Origin of the sequence: Kribbella sp. NBC_00709 (assembly GCF_036226565.1) — a bacterium.
Lineage (GTDB): Bacteria > Actinomycetota > Actinomycetes > Propionibacteriales > Kribbellaceae > Kribbella.
On sequence record NZ_CP108996.1, the window covers coordinates 6,833,536 to 6,849,947 of the forward strand.

A 16,412-nucleotide genomic window follows, 5' to 3' on the forward strand; every position below is an offset into this window, starting at 1 on the left:
GGACTGAGGAGCGGAGGGAGCGAAGCGACCGGAGCGACGAGGGAAGGACGGGAGTTACAGCCCCATGACCCGCCGCGACGGAGTCGCGGCATTAGCAGAGTCATGAGCGCTCCGGCTTCGCGGTCAGCTCCAGGAAGACGTCTTCGAGGGACTTCTTGTGGTGCTCGGTCAGGTCGTCGGGGGTGCCGGAGGCGATCACCTTGCCGGCTGACACGACGTGGACCTGGTCGGACAGTTGCTCGGCCTCGTCCATCGCGTGGGTGGTGAGGACGACGGTGACGCCGTCGTCGCGCAGATCGCGGATCACCTGCCAGATCTCCCGCCGGCCATGCGGGTCCAGCCCGGTCGTCGGCTCGTCGAGGAACGCGATCTCCGGCCGCCCCACGATCGCCAGCGCGAACGACAGCCGCTGCTTCTGGCCACCCGACAGCCGCCGGTACGGCGTACGTCCACAGCTGCCCAGGTCGAGGCGCTCTACCAGGGCCGGGATGTCGAGCGGGTGGGTGTGCAGCGTCGCGACGTACTTCAGCATCTCGACCGCACGGACGCCGGACCAGGCGCCGCCCTCCTGGAGCATCACGCCGATCCGCGGCATCAACTCGTCGTGGTCGGCGATCGGGTCCAGCCCGAGCACCCGGACCCGGCCGGACTCGGGCCGCCGGAAGCCTTCGCAGGTCTCCACGGTCGTGGTCTTGCCGGCGCCGTTCGGGCCGAGCACGGCCGTCACCGTGCCGGCGGTTACGGTGAGACCGAGACCGTCGACCGCGGTCTTCTCGCCGTACCGCACGACGAGGTTGTCGATCTCTACCGCGACTGGCACAAACGGCAGCATAGAGAACGGTCCGGAGTGACCTCGCTCACGGTCCCGCTCGGAGCCCCGCGTGGCGGCGTGAACCGGTTAGGGCAGCCTTATTTGAAGGGCCCCGGGAATTACGCGACACTGATGTTGTGAAAACTCCTGCGAACGGATCTGCGCCGGCCGGCGCTGCCGCGCGGGACGAGTCCACCCGGGACCGGGTCGCCCGCTCGATCCTGACCAACGGTCCGTCCAGCGCCGCGGTGCTGGCGGAGCGGCTCGAGCTGACCCCGGCAGCGGTCCGTCGGCACCTGGACCACCTGCTCGACGAGGGTCTGGTCGAGTCCCGCGAGGAGCGCGTCTACGGCCCGCGCGGCCGCGGCCGCCCCGCCAAGGTCTTCGTGCTGACCGACACCGGCCGGCACGCCTTCCACCAGGCGTACGACGACCTGGCGGCGACCGCGATGCGGTTCATCGCCGAGGCCGGCGGGGACGACGCCGTGGCGGAGTTCGCCCGGCGCCGCGTCGCCGAGGTGGAGGAGCGGTACCGGGAGCAGGTCGCACTGGCTCCCGAGAGCAAGAAGGCGGAGGTGCTCGCCCAGGTCCTGACGGCCGACGGGTACGCCGCGTCCACAGCGGAGGCGGGCCACGGCGCCCAGCTCTGCCAGCACCACTGCCCGGTCGCGCACGTGGCCGAGCAGTTCCCCCAGCTGTGCGAGGCCGAGACCGAGGTGTTCTCGAGACTCCTCGGCAAGCACGTGCAGCGCTTGGCCACCATCGCCCACGGCGACGGTGTCTGTACGACGCATATCCCAGGCCCGGTTGCGACCGAGCCTGTTACCCCTGTAATCGACGGCGAATCTGCGAGGACACGATGACGCAAACCGCTCACCCCGAACTGGAAGGCCTCGGCAACTACCAGTACGGCTGGGCCGACTCCGACGCCGCCGGTGCGGTCGCCCAGCGCGGCCTCAGCACCGACGTGGTGCGGGGGATCTCCGCCCTCAAGAACGAGCCGGAGTGGATGCTCGACCTGCGGCTGAAGGGCCTGAAGCTCTTCGACCGCAAGCCGATGCCGTCGTGGGGCGCCGACCTGTCCGGGATCGACTTCGACAACATCAAGTACTTCGTCCGGTCGACCGAGAAGCAGGCCTCGAGCTGGGAAGAGCTGCCCGAGGACATCAAGAACACCTACGACAAGCTCGGCATCCCCGAGGCGGAGAAGCAGCGCCTGGTCGCCGGCGTCGCGGCGCAGTACGAGTCCGAGGTCGTCTACCACCAGATCCGCGAGGACCTGGAGGCGCAGGGTGTCATCTTCCTGGACACCGACACCGGCCTGAAGGAGCACCCGGAGATCTTCAAGGAGTACTTCGGCTCCGTCATCCCGGTCGGCGACAACAAGTTCGCCTCGCTGAACACCGCGGTCTGGTCCGGCGGCTCGTTCATCTACGTGCCCAAGGGCGTCAAGGTGGACATCCCGCTGCAGGCCTACTTCCGGATCAACACCGAGAACATGGGCCAGTTCGAGCGGACCCTGATCATCGTCGACGAGGACGCCTACGTCCACTACGTCGAGGGCTGCACCGCGCCGATCTACAAGTCGGACTCGCTGCACTCCGCGGTGGTCGAGATCATCGTGAAGAAGGGCGCCCGCTGCCGCTACACGACGATCCAAAACTGGTCGAACAACGTCTACAACCTGGTCACCAAGCGCGCCACCTGCGAAGAGGGCGCGACGATGGAGTGGATCGACGGCAACATCGGCTCCAAGGTGACGATGAAGTACCCGGCCGTGTACCTGATGGGCGAGCACGCCAAGGGCGAGACGCTGTCGGTCGCGTTCGCGGGCGAGGGCCAGCACCAGGACGCCGGCTCCAAGATGGTGCACAACGCGCCGTACACGTCGAGCTCGATCGTGTCGAAGTCGGTGGCCCGCGGCGGCGGCCGGACGTCGTACCGCGGTCTGGTCGAGGTGGCGCCGGGCTCGCACCACAGCAAGTCCACGGTCCGCTGTGACGCGCTGCTGGTCGACACCATCAGCCGTTCGGACACCTATCCGTACGTCGACGTCCGCGAGGACGACGTGGCGATGGGGCACGAGGCGACCGTGTCCAAGGTCAGCGACGACCAGCTCTTCTACCTGATGAGCCGGGGCATGGCCGAGGACGAGGCGATGGCGATGATCGTCCGCGGCTTCATCGAGCCGATCGCTCGCGAGCTCCCGATGGAGTACGCACTGGAACTCAACCGGCTCATCGAGCTGCAGATGGAAGGGGCCGTCGGCTGATGTCGTCTGCTGAAACCCTTGTTGCTACCGGCAACAAGGCGCACTCCCACGGGCCGGGTTCGCCGGTCCCGCTCCAGGCCCGCAGCGAGCGGCCGACGTCGTACGACGTCGATGCGTTCTCGGTGCCGACCGGACGCGAGGAGGAGTGGCGCTTCACCCCGGTCAAGCAGCTCAAGGCACTGTTCGACGACGCGGCCGGCAGCGAAACCCCGAAGATCGACACCAGCGGTCCCGAGGGTGTCGTGTTCGAGACCGTCGCGGCCGACTCGCTCAAGGTCGGTACGCCGCAGGACCGGTCCGCCGCCATCGCCTGGAACCACGCCGGCGAGGCACTCGCGGTCCGGATCCCGGTCGAGGCCGAGCTGACCGAGGCCGTGCACGTGAACGTCGCGAGCCTCGGCGCCCGCGGCTTCAGCCACCTGATCGTGGACGCCGGCCGGCACAGCAAGGCGATCGTGATCATCGATCACACCGGTGCCGGCGAGCTCGGTAGCAACGTCGAGATCGTCGTCGGCGACGGCGCCGAGCTCCGCGTGGTCAGCATCCAGCAGGGCGACCACGAGTCGATCCACCTCGGCCAGCACGACGCGCTGGTCGGCCGGGACGCGAAGCTGCACCACGTCGTCGTGACGCTGGGCGGCAAGATCGTCCGGATCGCCACCAACGTCCGGTACGCCGGACCTGGCGGCGACGCCGAACTCCTCGGGGTGTACTTCGCCGAGTCGGGTCAGCACCACGAGAACCGGCTGTTCGTCGACCACGAGGCCGTGCAGTGCAAGAGCAACGTGATCTACAAGGGTGCGCTGGCCGGTGACCACGCCCGCTCGGTCTGGATCGGCGACGTGCTGATCCGGGCCGCGGCCGAAGGCACCAGCACCTTCGAGCTGAACCGGAACCTGGTCCTGACCGACGGCGCCCGCGCCGACTCGGTGCCGAACCTGGAGATCGAGACCGGCGAGATCGAGGGCGCCGGCCACGCGTCCGCGACCGGCCGGTTCGACGACGAGCAGCTGTTCTACCTGCAGGCCCGCGGCATCCCCGAGGACGCGGCCCGGCGGCTGGTGGTGTCCGGCTTCTTCAACGACATCATCGGCAAGATCGGCGTACCCGAGGTCACCGAGCACCTGCACGAGGTGATCGAAGACAAGCTCGCCCGGACCGCTGCGCTGGACGCATCCGCCAAGGCGGTCATCGGCCAGTGAAGGTGACCCAGTGAGCGACACGTTCGAGCGCGCCTGCGCCGCCGCCGACGTACCCGACGAGGGAGTGATCCCGGTCGAGGTCGGCGGCGTCGAGGTCGCGGTGGTGAAGAGCGAAGGGCAGTTCTTCGCGGTGCGGGACGAGTGCTCGCACGCGCAGATCCAGCTGTCCGAGGGTGACGTCGGCGAGTGCGAGATCGAGTGCTGGCTGCACGGCTCCCGCTTCGACCTGCGCACCGGTGAGCCGACCAGCTTGCCCGCGTACGACCCGGTGCCGATCTACCCGGTCCGGCTGGACGGCGACGACGTACTCGTCGATGTGAAGAACCCCCTGAACCAGAAGTCCCTGTAGACCAGACGGAGATAGAAGAAACCTCATGGCGACACTCGAGATCCGCGACCTGCACGTGTCGGTCGACACCGAGAACGGCCCGAAGGAGATCCTGCGCGGCGTCGACCTGACCATCGCCGGTGGTCAGACGCACGCGATCATGGGCCCGAACGGTTCCGGCAAGTCCACGCTGGCGTACTCGATCGCCGGCCACCCGAAGTACAACGTCACCGGCGGCACCGTCACCCTCGACGGTGAGGACGTCCTCGACATGAAGGTCGACGAGCGCGCCCGGGCCGGCCTGTTCCTGGCCATGCAGTACCCGGTCGAGGTGCCCGGCGTGACCGTGTCGAACTTCCTTCGCACCGCCAAGACCGCGATCGACGGCGAGGCGCCGAAGCTGCGGACCTGGGTCAAGGACGTCAACAAGGCGCTCGCCGACCTGGACATGGACCCGGACTTCGGTCAGCGCAACGTCAACGAGGGCTTCTCCGGTGGTGAGAAGAAGCGGCACGAGATCGTCCAGCTGGAGCTGCTCGACCCGAAGATCGCGATCCTCGACGAGACCGACTCCGGCCTCGACATCGACGCGCTGAAGATCGTCTCCACCGGCGTCAACCGGTTCGCGGAGAAGGGCGACAAGGGCGTTCTGCTGATCACCCACTACACCCGGATCCTGCGCTACATCACTCCGGACTTCGTGCACGTGTTCGTCGACGGCCGGGTTGCCGAAGAGGGCGGCCCGGAGCTGGCCGAGGAACTCGAGGCCAACGGGTACGAGCGCTTCCTCAAGGCAGGCGCGAAGTGATCGACGCCCGGACGTTCAGCAGTCCCTTGGACCTGCAGTCGGTCCGGGCGGACTTCCCCATCCTGTCCCGCGAGCTCGCGGGCGGGTATCCGCTGGTGTACCTGGACTCGGCGAACTCCTCGCAGAAGCCACGCCAGGTGGTGCAGGCGATCGAGGACCACTACCTCAAGCACAACGCGAACGTCGCCCGCGCCATGCACCAGCTCGGTGCCGAGGCGACGGCGGCGTACGAAGGCGGCCGGGACAAGGTCGCGGCCTTCATCGGCGCGCCGTCGCGGGACGAGATCGTCTTCACCAAGAACGCCTCCGAGGCGCTCAACCTGGCCGCGCACACGCTCGGTGCGTCGCTGAAGCCGGGCGATGTCGTGGTGGTGTCCGAGATGGAGCACCACAGCAACATCGTCCCGTGGCAGCTGGCGTGCGAGCGGACCGGCGCGACGCTGAAGTGGTTCGGCGTGACCGAGGACGGTCGGCTCGACCTGTCGAACATCGACGAGCTGCTCACCTCGGACACCAAGGTGGTCGCGCTGACCTGGGTCTCGAACGCGCTGGGGACGATCAACCCGATCACCGACATCGCCGCCAAGGCGCATGCGGTCGGCGCGACCGTCGTCGTGGACGCGTCGCAGGCGGTCCCGCAGTTCCCGGTCGACGTCTCGACGCTGGGCGCGGATCTGCTGGCCTTCACCGGTCACAAGGTCGTCGGCCCGACCGGCATCGGCGTGCTCTGGGGCCGGTACGACCTGCTCGCCTCGCTCCCGCCGTTCCTCGGTGGCGGCGAGATGATCGAGATCGTCCGGATGACCGGTTCGACGTACGCCGCTCCGCCGGCCCGGTTCGAGGCGGGTACGCCGCCGATCGCGCAGGCGGTCGGGCTCGGTGCGGCCGTCGACTACCTGTCCGGGATCGGGATGGACAAGATCGCGGCGCACGAGCACGCGATCGTCGAGTACGCGCTCGAGGGGCTGAAGACGGTGCCGGGGCTGAAGATCCTCGGGCCGACCGACGCGACCGATCACGGCGGTGCGATCAGCTTCGCGCTGGACGGCGTCCACCCGCACGACGTCTCGACCGTGCTGGACACCCGGGGTATCGCGGTCCGCGCCGGGCACCACTGCGCCCGGCCTGTGCACGAGCGGTTCGGAATGCAATCGTCGACCAGAGCGTCTTTCTATCTGTACACGACCCCCGAGGAGATCGAGGCGCTCGTGGACGGCCTGGGATTCGTGCGCAAGTACTTCAAGGTGGATTGATATGCAGCTGGACAGCCTCTACCAGGAGATCATCCTGGATCACTACCGCACCCCGCACCACGCGGAGCTGTCGGACCCGTACGACGTGGAGGTGCACCACGTGAACCCGTCCTGCGGGGACGAGGTCACGCTCCGGGTCGAGCTCGACGGCGACACCGTCAAGGGCGTCACGCACAACAGCGTCGGCTGCTCGATCAGCCAGGCGGCGACATCGGTGATGTCGGACCTGGTGATCGGCAAGCCGGTCGCCGAGGGCATGGCGACGTACGAGAAGTTCCTCGAGCTGATGCAGGGCCGGGGGAATGTCGAGCCGGACGAAGAAGTTCTGGAGGACGGTGTGGCGTTCGCGGGCGTCGCGCAGTTCCCGGCGCGGGTGAAGTGTGCACTGCTGGGCTGGTCGGCGTGGCGCGATGCCACCGCTCAGGCCCTCGCAGCCAACGAAGGAGTGAAGAATGCCTGACCAGACCGACGAGAAGATCGAGCTGCCCGAGGTCGACCTGGAGGCTGCTTCGTCCCCGGTCGCGTCCCCGGCCAAGGTGGACGACGTCACCGAGGCCCTGAAGGACGTCGTGGACCCGGAGCTCGGCATCAACGTGGTGGACCTGGGCCTGATCTACGGCATCACCGTCGACGACACCAGCACGGCGATCATCGACATGACCCTGACGTCGGCGGCCTGCCCGCTGACGGACGTGATCGAGGACCAGACCCGGATGGCACTCGAGGGCCTGGTCAACGACTTCCGGATCAACTGGGTCTGGATGCCGCCGTGGGGCCCGGAGAAGATCACCGACGACGGCCGCGACCAGCTGCGGGCGCTCGGCTTCAACGTGTGAGCAAGATCGTTTCCGTCGCACCGGAGCGGTTGGACAGGTGGCTGACCGGCTTCGGTGAACGGCACGGTGACGTCGAGTACGACGTGACGCCGGCCAGCGTCACGCTGGCTGCCGAGGACGGTTCCTCGGCCGTCGTCACCGTGCCGTTCGAGCCCCTCGCGGTGTTGTCCCGCGAGGGGCTCGTCGCACATGTGCTGGCCGAGCGGCGGCTCGGCGTGCTGCTCGTCCGGCGGGGCGGGTACGGCGCCGGGGTGTTTGCCGGGGGCAAGCTTCTCGACTCGAAGGTCGGGTCCCGGCATGTGCAGGGGACCACGAAGGCCGGCGGCTGGTCGCAGCAGCGGTACGCGCGCCGGCGGGACAACCAGGCGCGGGAGGCGTTCGCCGCCGCGACGGAGGTCGCAGTCCGGATCCTCGCGCCGGCGAAGCTGGACGTGCTGGTGTGCGGGGGAGACCGGCGGGCGGTCGAGACCGTGCTCGAGGATCCCCGCTTGAAGGACCTGCCCGCACTGGTGCGGCCGCCGTTCCTCGGCGTACCGGATCCGAAGCTGAAGGTTCTCGAACAGGCCGGCGCCGACGCGCGCGCGATCCGGATCGAGCTCGATCAGACCGAGGCGTAGCTGTCCCGGATCACCAGCAACCGGTCCAGCCGGAAGCGCCCGGGATCGAGCGCACGCTCAGCCCGCCCCGCGTCCGTCCAGAACGCCTCGTCCGGTACGGCGTCCTCGCTCGGCGGGATGAACTTGACGACCTCCTCCACCGCCTGCCGCGCGATCGTCATCACGGTCCGCGCCGACTCGGACCGATCGTCCGCGGCCACCTGACCGGCGATCCGGTCGGCCGCCGTGAGCCATTGGCAGGCGTCGATCAGCTCAGACGGTTCGAGCCCGCCGAAGGGGCCAGGTGACGGACCCGGCGGTGGCGAGAAGACATACTCCCGCAGCGCGCCGCAGTCCGCGCAGTTGCCGGTGTAGATCAGCACCGGCTCGTCGTCGAGCGCGGTCAGCCGGTCCCGCCAGTCCGCCTGGTCCGAACCGCAGTCCGGGCACGGCGTGAGGTCGAGGTAGAGCGCGACCTCGGTGGGCGTCCGGGCGATGGCGTACGGCGGGTCGTAGTCGTCGGTGCTCAATCGATCGTCATCCCTGTTCCGGGGTTGGACATGGTCGTTCGGTGCGGCGGCAGGCCCGCGCGCTCTTCCGCGGTCCGCGGACGGCGCATCCGCGAATCGGTCTCGGCGAGCACCGACGCGGCGATGCCATGCTCCTGCAGGGCGTCGACAACGGCCCCCGTGAACGGGCCCGAGCGCGAGTCGTACAGCTCGCGGAGATTCACCCGGCCCTCGGCCAGCAGCGCGAGCCGCGGATGCAGGGTGGCGAACGCGGCCCCGAAGCCGTCTCCGCCGGTCATCGCGCCGTCCGGAGTGGCGACGTACACCTGCCGTTTGCCTTCCGGCTCGCGGATCGTGAGCCGCACCTTCACGCCGTCCTGACGGGCCTGGTCGAGAGCGTCGACCATCGGCTGGTACGGGTGCTGCTCATCGGCGACCACGTGAATCGCCACGGTCCGGGGGCGGGCCGGCTGCGGCAGCCGCGCCGGATCCCAGCCGGCGAGCGCCGGCTGACCGGCCTCCATCCGGGCCCGCATCGCGTCGTACTCGTGCCGGAACATCGTCAGGTACGCCTCGCCGGACGCCGCGCGGTGCAGCGAATCGGAGCGCTCGACCTTCGGCCGGTTGTTCCGGTCGATCCGGCGGCGTTCGAAGTCGAGGTGGTAGTCGACGCTCACCTTGACCGTGACGACCTGCCCGGACTCGTACGAGCCGGTCTCGTGTCGCGCGCCGACCGTACCGGTGTCCTGCTCGCTGACGTGCTTGGCGGCGGTCACGCTCGCAGTGAGCTCGCCGCCGGGCGTGGTGCCCCCGATCGTGCGCGAGCCGGGGAGGAGCCGGTTGCTCTTGGCGGTCAATTGGCTGACTCGCAGCTCACGGGTGTTCTCGCCGAGCTGGGTGGTCAACCCCTCGTCCGGATCCGACACCAGCTCGAGGCCCGAAAGCTCCGCGCGGACCCGGACCGCGACCACCCGCGTGCTCTGCCCGGGGATGGCGAGCGGGACGAGTTCGTACCCCGAGGGCCCGGCCATCTCCTGGAACGCGACCATCCGGTTGCTCGCACCGAGCAGGGACTCCAAGGTCGTCTGGTGCATCCGGACACCTGCCGCCCGCAGCAGGTCGGATCGGCCCAGCCGGGCGCAGACCGCGTCGAACAGAGTGTTCTCCGGCGCCGCACCGCTGCGATAAGGCTGGGTGCCCTCGACCAGATAGTTGTCCGGCAGCGTGACAGGCCGATGGTCGGAGACCTCCGGACCTTCCTGGGGCGGCGGCGCCGAGTTGAGCACGGACACCGGCACCGAGAGACTCAGCCGCCCGGAGGCTTCCCGCCGGGTCATCGATCGCCCAGCGGTCTGGTTGCCGCCGGGGGACGCCGAGTCCTCGACCTCGATGACGATCTGGTAGTCCCGCTCGACCCGGGCCGTCGTGATCGACAGGCCGGTGCTGATGCGGGTGTTGAGCTCGCTGCTCAGCGCGGTCGTCGAGGTGCTGAGCTCCACACCGGCTCCGAGGTTCGCCTCGGCACCGTCGCTGGCCGAGGCGCCGAGCGAGCCGCCGTACGACGTGCCTTCGGTGACGCTGCGGTTGTGTTCCCGCATGTTCCACAGCTGGACGAGTCCGAAGCCGTTGCCGGTCTGCCCCTCGGTCCCGCCGGCCTCGGTGGACACCGGACCGGTGAACCTGAGCCGCACCCGGACCCGGATGTTGCGGTCACCCGTGCCGTCACGGACCGGGAGCTCACGAACGAAGCCGCGCGGGTCGAGCATGTCGTCCATCTGGTTGCGCCAGCGCGTGCCGGCCAGATCACCGCGCAGCGCACTGACCAGGACCGGGTCCTCCATCGCCTCCGGGGAGTGGGCCTCGACGGCGGCGCTGACCTCGCGGAACAGGTCGCTGTCATTGCCGTCGTGATCCTGCAGCGAGGACCGCTCGACCTGTGCGGCGCCCATCAGCTGCTTGTAATGGCGCGGTGGCCGGACCTCGACCCGCTGCCGGGCGATCGCCTCGGCCGCCGTGAGTACGGCGTCGAGCCGCTCGTCCGGTGGCCCGGTGAGACCCGTTACCTCGCGGAGCTTCTCGATCAGCCGGTCGTCGGTGTGCTCCGCGGCCAGGCCGCCGGCCCCGGCCTTCTCGATCAGGTAGCGCCGCAGCAGCGCGGTCGTGGTGCGGCGCGGGAGGTCGAGGTTGCTGTCGAGCAGTCGCTCGACGGCGTCAGAGACCTGGTGCAGCGGGAGGTCCAGCTCGTTGCGCCCGTACGCGTGCAGTGCGTCGCGTTCGGGCAGCGTGAGTACGACGGCCCCTGTCTCCAGCGGGATCGCCCGCGGCGCGGCGCCGCCGGCCCGGAGCTGCGCCTCCAGGACGAGGTCGCCCCAGAACTCGTAGTGCTGCCCGTCCCGCATCAGTGTCCGCTCGACCCCTGTGGTGGCCGACTCGGATCCGGCCGAGGAGATGGTGGTCGACCGGTTCAGTCCGACCGATCCGCCGATCGACCGCCCATCGGCCGCCACCGAGCCGCTGCCGCCGTCGATGCCGGCAGTTGCTCCGGTGGAGACGCCCGACGTACTCGCGGTGCTTGCCAGGGTCACGTTGAGCTCGGCCAGGATCGGCTGCCCGTTGCCGACGAATTTGAGGTTCTCCACGCGAGTGGTGACGCTGAGCGCGGTACGCCGTGGGCTGAGGCTGCGTCGTCGTACCGCCTCGAGCGGGTCCGACGGCGCCGGGCTGACCGCCAGCCCGGTGCGGTACTCGGTGCTGAGCAGTTCGGGTCGGGCGATCAGGTTGCGCGGGGCGAGGAAGGCGCCGAGGTGGTGCAGCGCGGAGGTGTCGCCACGCCCCAGGTCCGGTACGGCGGCAGTCAGCCGTCCGATCGGATTGCGCGCGTCGACATGCTGGATGGTCGCGACCTGCAGCAGACCGGGATCTACGCGGCCCGGTACGGCGAGTACGGGCTCCTCGACCTCGGCACAGAACTCGCTGTCGAGACAGACCCGCGCACTGCCTTCCGATGTGGCCACCGGCACCGATCCGCCGTCGGGGGTGATCTCGCTGATCCTGATCGTGTGCGGTACGTCGAACACCGAGACCTGCGAGCTCGACTCGGACACCGTCATCCGGTACCCGCCCCGGCTCGACGACCATCCGAGGATCCGCCCCAGCGACGACCGGCCGAGCGCTATCCCCGCCTTCGGTGTGGCTCCGGCCTGACCGGCGGCGGGTGCGTTGCTCACCCCGAGCCGGGCCGACCAGGGCAGGCTGTGCGACCGGCTGCTGGAGCGGCCGGACGTGCTCACTCCGATGTCGACGTTGACGACCATGTCGCTGTCGGCGACACCGATCGCTGTCGCACGATCGAAGTGCTGATCGATTTCGATCCGGTACGACCGGACTCGTGGTGGGTGGCCGGTCCGGTGCTCGGTGAGCTGGAAGGTCAGACCGCCCTGTGCCGCGTGGTCGTAGCCGGTCTCCAGCCGATGCCGCGCGAGTTGCTGGCAGGCGCGCTCCCAGTTCTCCGAGCGGCTGAGCACGACGGCGGAGTCCTGGCCGGCGAGGTCGGCCGGGATCGGGCAGCCGTTGTCGTCGAGCGGAGGAATCATCGACTGCCGGCCGAGATGCGCGAGGAAACCTTCCAGGGCTGCGTCGGTGCCGGTGAGCTCCCGGATCATCGCCGGTCCGGCGCCACGCAACTGGCCCGGTCCGTTGCCCAGCCACACCGGCAGGCGCAGCGGGTTCTCGGCAGGGTGCGGGTCTCCACGCAGCAGCAGCCGGCCGTCCGTACCGCGTCGCAGGTTGCCCTTCTCGTCGCGGACGAGAGCCGCGGCGGGCACCGGAAGCCCGTACCGGAACGCGTCCCGCTCCGCCATCCGCAGGTACGCGTCGCCCTCGCCCTCGGCGGTGAACGACTCGTGGCGGTCGAGGCGGTGGACGGTGACCTTGTGCCGCAGACGCAGCTTCACACCAACGGTGGGCGCGACTCGCTGGGTGCTCCAACGACTCCCGAGGTCGGCCGTCGACGCGGTGTCGTCCTGGCCCGTGTTCCGTCCCGCGCGGAGTCCCGGGGCGACGTCGGCGGTGGTCGAGCCGACGTCAGACAACCCCGTACCACCGATGGCAGCTGTCACGCTGACTGTCCGCGAGGAGCTGAAGCCCTGACTGCCGGAGGTGCCCGAGTTGCCGACGCGCCACATCTCGAGCTTGTGGTCGGGAGAGCTGTCGCTGACCAGCTCCGCGGACTCCAGGTCCGCGACTGTCTCCAGCTGCGCCCAGGCGACCGGCCGGCCGCCGTTCGTGATCAGTCTCCAGACGCCGCCGGGCTTGGTGGTCTCGTCCAGCCTGATCAACGCATCCTCGGCGAGCAGGCTGCGGACCCGGTCGTGCCCGACCCGGTCGAGGGATCCGAGCCGGTGCCGGAGCTCGGCGACTGTCCGGTCGCACAGGTCGTCGAGACCATCGACGCGGGTGGCCATGTGCTCCGGCATCGCCGTACTGCGCTCCGCCGACAGGTCGAGCGCTTCCAGGTCGATCTGATCGGTCGGCGGCGGGACCGTGTAGGTGTGGATGAACCCGAGATCGAGGACGGCGTTGTCGTGCTCCGCGCCGGAGTCGACGACATGGGCAGGCGACCAATCGGCGACTGCCGACTCCCGGATCCGCCAGCTCCAGCGTGGCCGGGTCGACCGGTACCGCAGGAACTCCCCGCGGAGCGCCTCGACCGCACCGCTCTGCGCGAACTCGGTTGCCCCGCCGGCGACCGAGAGACCGCGCCCGCTGGCGACCTCGGCCCCGGGCGAGACGATCCGGGCAGCGGCCTTCAGTTTGCTGGTGTCCGGCAATGCCTCGGTCACGACCCGCAGATTGGCGCCGAGTGTCCTGTCGAAGTTCTGGCCCGCCGCTGTGGCGACGTTGAAGCCGCCCTGGACCACCTGTCCCACCTGGGCCTCGTCGAGGTTGATCGGACTGTCCAGCACCTCTTGCAGCTCGCCGGGATCGAGCTTGAGGTGGATCTGGATGAGCTCGTCGACGTCGGCCCGGGGGTTGTTGCCGATCGTCAGCACGAAGCCGTTCGGTGACAGAGTCCGCCGGCTCTCCCCGCGCAGCGTCCGGTGCAGGACGTCGGGGGTGAAGCGGTACGTCGAATTGCGCTCCGCCAGGGCCTGATTGAGCTCCTGGCAGAGCCGGGAGAGGTGGGGGAGGCGCCCGGACGGGAGACCGTTGTGCTGCACGTCCTTTGCAGGCAGCGTGGCCGCAGTGGCCACCTCGTACGCGCGGACCTGATCAGCGGCCGCTTGCACGGCATCCGGGTCTACGTCGGGCGACGCCAGCAGGGCTCGGTAGACGTCGGCAGCGGCACGTGCCTGGTCGGCCGCGGCAGTGCAGTCCTCGGCGATCTCTGTGTGTCGGTCGGCGGTCCGGAGCCTGGCCACTGCCCGGGTGCGGAGTCTGCGGGCCCGCTCGTTCGCGGACGCGTCCTGTGCGGCACTCTGCTGGTCGGCCGCCTCGAACAGGTCGGCTGCCTGCTCACCCGCCAGCTCCGCGCTCGCGGTCCGTACCTCGGCCCGGTGCGCGTGGTGTGCGGCTGCGGCGCCCAGGTCGGCGACCTGCCGGCGTACGTGCGCCCGGAAGCGCTCCTCCGGGGTCGTCGGAAGCACGTGCTCCTGATCCGGTACGACGACCTGCAGCCCGGCCGAAGGAACCGTCGGAGCCGGATGCCCGCCACGCCGGATCGCCTGGGACAGGTTCGCCAGATCGCGTTCGACGTCGCCGAGGGGACGTACGCCGAGACCGTCGCGGGTCTCCCGCCGTTCCGAGCTGAGCAGCCGGAACTCGGCGTACTGCGCCTCGGCCCGCCGATCCCGCTTCTCCTGGTCAGCCCGAACCCCGCCCCGAGCCTGCTCCACCAGCCCACGAATCCACCCGAAGAACCCACCGCTTGGATTGCCGCCACCCGGAGTGCCTGTACCGGTGCGGTGCTTGTCGCCGACGGGGCGGCGTGGGCGGCCGGGTGACCGCAGGGACGGGGGAGTTGTCTGCGGTTGCTGTAGGCGCTCGGCGTCGCGGTTCAGCGACTGTGCCGCGGTGATGAGGTCAGCTGCGAGGGGTCGGCCCGGGACTCGGCGGCGGGCGCGTACGTTCGTCAGCCGTCGCAGGTCGGCGTCGGTGGCCAGGTCGTTGCCGTCCAGTACGTCCTGGAGCAGCGCCTGAGTCTCGGCCCGCTGGGTCGCGGGCAGGCCCGGCAGATCGAGCAGGCCGTCCAGCGCCCGCGTGGCGCCATCGGCACGGGACCCGCCCCGGGCCCGGTCGAGCTCGGCGCCGACGAACGCCACCGCCTCGGCGAACAGCCGGTCGTTGGTGACGTCCGCGCCGGCCCGGCGGGTCAGCCGGCGCTCGAGCCTGCGCAGGACCTTGGCGGCCAGCCGGTCGCGCGAATGGCGCAGCCGGAGAGTGCCGTCACGAAGGGCGACAGCGTCCGGCGCGACGACGCCGAACGCGAGCCCGAGCGCCCGGCGGGCGCGGTCTCGTGGGCCGGCCTCCGGGCTCACCGCAGTCGTCAATCCAGGACTCCCCGTTCAGAGCCCGATGCCGTCGGGCACCGGGTGTGATCGGGGAGAGTAGCAACCGGATGTTCAACTTTTCGCCATGTTTCTCGACAGTAGAGTAACTATCTGCCGGTGGCGTTCGTCACATCACGACCGGTTGTCGTAGAGCGCGCGGAAGTCCTCGAGCGTGCCGCGGTAGTACTCCAGGTCGTCGTGCAGCTTGGCGCGGCTGACCAGGTGCGGGTGCCGGGCCTTGGCCTGCTTGCCGTACTCCGACCAGATGTCCGCGTCCGGTACCTCGTCGGCGCCGTCCGGCAGGAACTTGATCGCCTCGGCGACGGCGTCGGCGGCGAACTCCCAGTTCAGCTCGACCGCGGTGCGGTCCTGGCCCGGCGCACCGGTGTAGGCCATGTCGGCGTCCAGCGCCCGGCGGGCGAACGACGCCGAGACGATCGCCCACTGCGCCGCGTCGACCAGCCGCGACGTACCCAGTCCGAACCGGGCTCCGATCGTGGTGGCGGCGCGCTCGGAGGCGTACGGGATGGTGATCTCGCCGGCCGGCGACGCGAAGACCCACGCGTCCGGGCCTTCTGTCACGTTCACCCCCGGCTCGGGCCGGGCCGGCACGACCGCGGGGGCCTCCGGGTCGGCCGCGGTCACCAGGCTCACGTAGATCTGGGCCTCGATCAGGGTCCTCGCGGTCAGCATCGGTTATCTCGCTCCTAGATCTCGGCCAAGTGCGTCGTACGTGTCACGTGCCATCAGCAACCGTTCGAGCCGGAACCGGCCGGGCTCCGCGTCCCGGACCGCCCGGCCTTCCGGCGTCCAGAACTCGTCCTCCGGTACGTCGTCCGCGCCGGCCGGCACGAACTTGATCACCTCGTCGACGGCTGCCTGCGCGACGGCCAGCACCTTACCGGCCTCGGCGGGGTCCGCGGGGACTTCCGCGGCGGCGCTGTCGGCGACGTCCAGCCACTGACCGGCGTCCAGCAACTCCGACGGCTCCGGACCGCCGAACGTGGGCCAGCCATGCACCGGCGTCTCCCGAGCCGGCAGACCGAACAGGTACTCGCGTTCCGCGTCACAACCCGGGCAGCTCGCGGCGTAGCTGGACACCAGTTCGCCGTCGATCTCGACCAGCGCCTGCTCCCACGGCGCGTCGACCGACCCGCAGTCCGGGCACGGGTGCAGCTCCAGGTAGAGCTGCGCCTCGTCCCGGGTCCGCGCCACCGCGAATGCCATTCCGCCCCTCTCGATCTCCAGT

Annotated in this window: 14 protein-coding genes; 9 read left to right on the plus strand and 5 right to left on the minus strand. The window is 69.8% G+C overall.

Translation table 11 applies throughout. From position 1 onward, the window contains the following. Window positions 1-100: 100 nt before the first annotated feature. On the minus strand, window positions 101-832 hold the full coding sequence (locus OHA18_RS33430) for an ABC transporter ATP-binding protein (RefSeq protein WP_442914347.1): 732 nt from the start codon (window positions 830-832) through the stop codon (window positions 101-103). 116 nt (window positions 833-948) lie between these two features. Here OHA18_RS33430 and OHA18_RS33435 point away from each other — a divergent pair, with 116 nt between their 5' ends. From OHA18_RS33435 to OHA18_RS33475, 9 genes are read left to right on the plus strand one after another with little or no spacing between them, the layout of a single operon-like run. Next, on the plus strand, window positions 949-1,674 hold the full coding sequence (locus OHA18_RS33435; RefSeq protein ID WP_328999342.1) for a helix-turn-helix transcriptional regulator: 726 nt from the start codon (window positions 949-951) through the stop codon (window positions 1,672-1,674). Continuing rightward, on the plus strand, window positions 1,671-3,083 hold the full coding sequence (gene sufB, locus OHA18_RS33440; RefSeq protein ID WP_130438616.1) for a Fe-S cluster assembly protein SufB: 1,413 nt from the start codon (window positions 1,671-1,673) through the stop codon (window positions 3,081-3,083). Before OHA18_RS33435 ends, sufB begins: the two co-directional genes overlap by 4 nt. Continuing rightward, the gene (sufD, locus tag OHA18_RS33445; protein WP_328999343.1) at window positions 3,083-4,285 is read left to right on the plus strand and encodes a Fe-S cluster assembly protein SufD; all 1,203 of its coding nucleotides are present in this window, start codon (window positions 3,083-3,085) and stop codon (window positions 4,283-4,285) included. The genes sufB and sufD overlap by 1 nt, the downstream gene beginning before the upstream one ends. A gap of 10 nt (window positions 4,286-4,295) precedes the next feature. Next, window positions 4,296-4,634 carry a non-heme iron oxygenase ferredoxin subunit gene (locus OHA18_RS33450; RefSeq protein WP_134116928.1) on the plus strand — a complete coding sequence of 113 codons (339 nt, stop codon included), beginning with the start codon at window positions 4,296-4,298 and terminating at the stop codon, window positions 4,632-4,634. Between the two features lie 25 nt (window positions 4,635-4,659). Beyond that, entirely contained in the window at window positions 4,660-5,421 is a 762-nt protein-coding gene (gene sufC, locus OHA18_RS33455; RefSeq protein ID WP_328999344.1) for a Fe-S cluster assembly ATPase SufC, read from the plus strand. Then, window positions 5,418-6,674: a cysteine desulfurase gene (locus OHA18_RS33460; protein ID WP_328999345.1), complete on the plus strand. Its 1,257-nt coding sequence runs from the start codon at window positions 5,418-5,420 to the stop codon at window positions 6,672-6,674. The genes sufC and OHA18_RS33460 overlap by 4 nt, the downstream gene beginning before the upstream one ends. Before the next feature lies 1 nt (window position 6,675). Next, window positions 6,676-7,134, plus strand: a complete 459-nt coding sequence (sufU, locus tag OHA18_RS33465) for a Fe-S cluster assembly sulfur transfer protein SufU (protein ID WP_328999346.1) — start codon at window positions 6,676-6,678, stop codon at window positions 7,132-7,134. Then, complete coding sequence (locus OHA18_RS33470; RefSeq protein WP_328999347.1) at window positions 7,127-7,510, plus strand: metal-sulfur cluster assembly factor; 384 nt, start codon at window positions 7,127-7,129, stop codon at window positions 7,508-7,510. The genes sufU and OHA18_RS33470 overlap by 8 nt, the downstream gene beginning before the upstream one ends. Beyond that, window positions 7,507-8,127: an acVLRF1 family peptidyl-tRNA hydrolase gene (locus tag OHA18_RS33475; RefSeq protein ID WP_328999348.1), complete on the plus strand. Its 621-nt coding sequence runs from the start codon at window positions 7,507-7,509 to the stop codon at window positions 8,125-8,127. The genes OHA18_RS33470 and OHA18_RS33475 overlap by 4 nt, the downstream gene beginning before the upstream one ends. Here OHA18_RS33475 and OHA18_RS33480 read toward each other — a convergent pair. From OHA18_RS33480 to OHA18_RS33495, 4 genes are all read right to left on the minus strand, one after another. Further along, window positions 8,112-8,636: a hypothetical protein gene (locus OHA18_RS33480; protein ID WP_328999349.1), complete on the minus strand. Its 525-nt coding sequence runs from the start codon at window positions 8,634-8,636 to the stop codon at window positions 8,112-8,114. The two genes, OHA18_RS33475 and OHA18_RS33480, sit on opposite strands and share 16 nt — an antisense overlap. Continuing rightward, a complete protein-coding gene (locus OHA18_RS33485) occupies window positions 8,633-15,163 on the minus strand; it encodes a hypothetical protein (protein WP_328999350.1) in 6,531 nt (2,176 codons plus the stop codon). Before OHA18_RS33485 ends, OHA18_RS33480 begins: the two co-directional genes overlap by 4 nt. 132 nt (window positions 15,164-15,295) lie before the next feature. Continuing rightward, window positions 15,296-15,856, minus strand: coding sequence for a hypothetical protein (locus OHA18_RS33490; RefSeq protein WP_328999351.1), 561 nt, complete (start codon window positions 15,854-15,856; stop codon window positions 15,296-15,298). 3 nt (window positions 15,857-15,859) lie between these two features. Continuing rightward, window positions 15,860-16,390, minus strand: a complete 531-nt coding sequence (locus OHA18_RS33495; protein ID WP_328999352.1) for a hypothetical protein — start codon at window positions 16,388-16,390, stop codon at window positions 15,860-15,862. Between the last annotated feature and the right edge of the window lie 22 nt (window positions 16,391-16,412).

Bases quoted from the DNA above. Each gene is read 5' to 3' on its own strand.
- OHA18_RS33430 (WP_442914347.1), bottom strand. From the start codon at position 832: ATGCTGCCGTTTGTGCCAGTCGCGGTAGAGATCGACAACCTCGTCGTG.
- sufD (WP_328999343.1), top strand. From the start codon at position 3,083: ATGTCGTCTGCTGAAACCCTTGTTGCTACCGGCAACAAGGCGCACTCC.
- OHA18_RS33490 (WP_328999351.1), bottom strand. From the start codon at position 15,856: ATGCTGACCGCGAGGACCCTGATCGAGGCCCAGATCTACGTGAGCCTG.
- sufU (WP_328999346.1), top strand. From the start codon at position 6,676: ATGCAGCTGGACAGCCTCTACCAGGAGATCATCCTGGATCACTACCGC.
- sufC (WP_328999344.1), top strand. From the start codon at position 4,660: ATGGCGACACTCGAGATCCGCGACCTGCACGTGTCGGTCGACACCGAG.
- OHA18_RS33470 (WP_328999347.1), top strand. From the start codon at position 7,127: ATGCCTGACCAGACCGACGAGAAGATCGAGCTGCCCGAGGTCGACCTG.
- sufB (WP_130438616.1), top strand. From the start codon at position 1,671: ATGACGCAAACCGCTCACCCCGAACTGGAAGGCCTCGGCAACTACCAG.
- OHA18_RS33495 (WP_328999352.1), bottom strand. From the start codon at position 16,390: ATGGCATTCGCGGTGGCGCGGACCCGGGACGAGGCGCAGCTCTACCTG.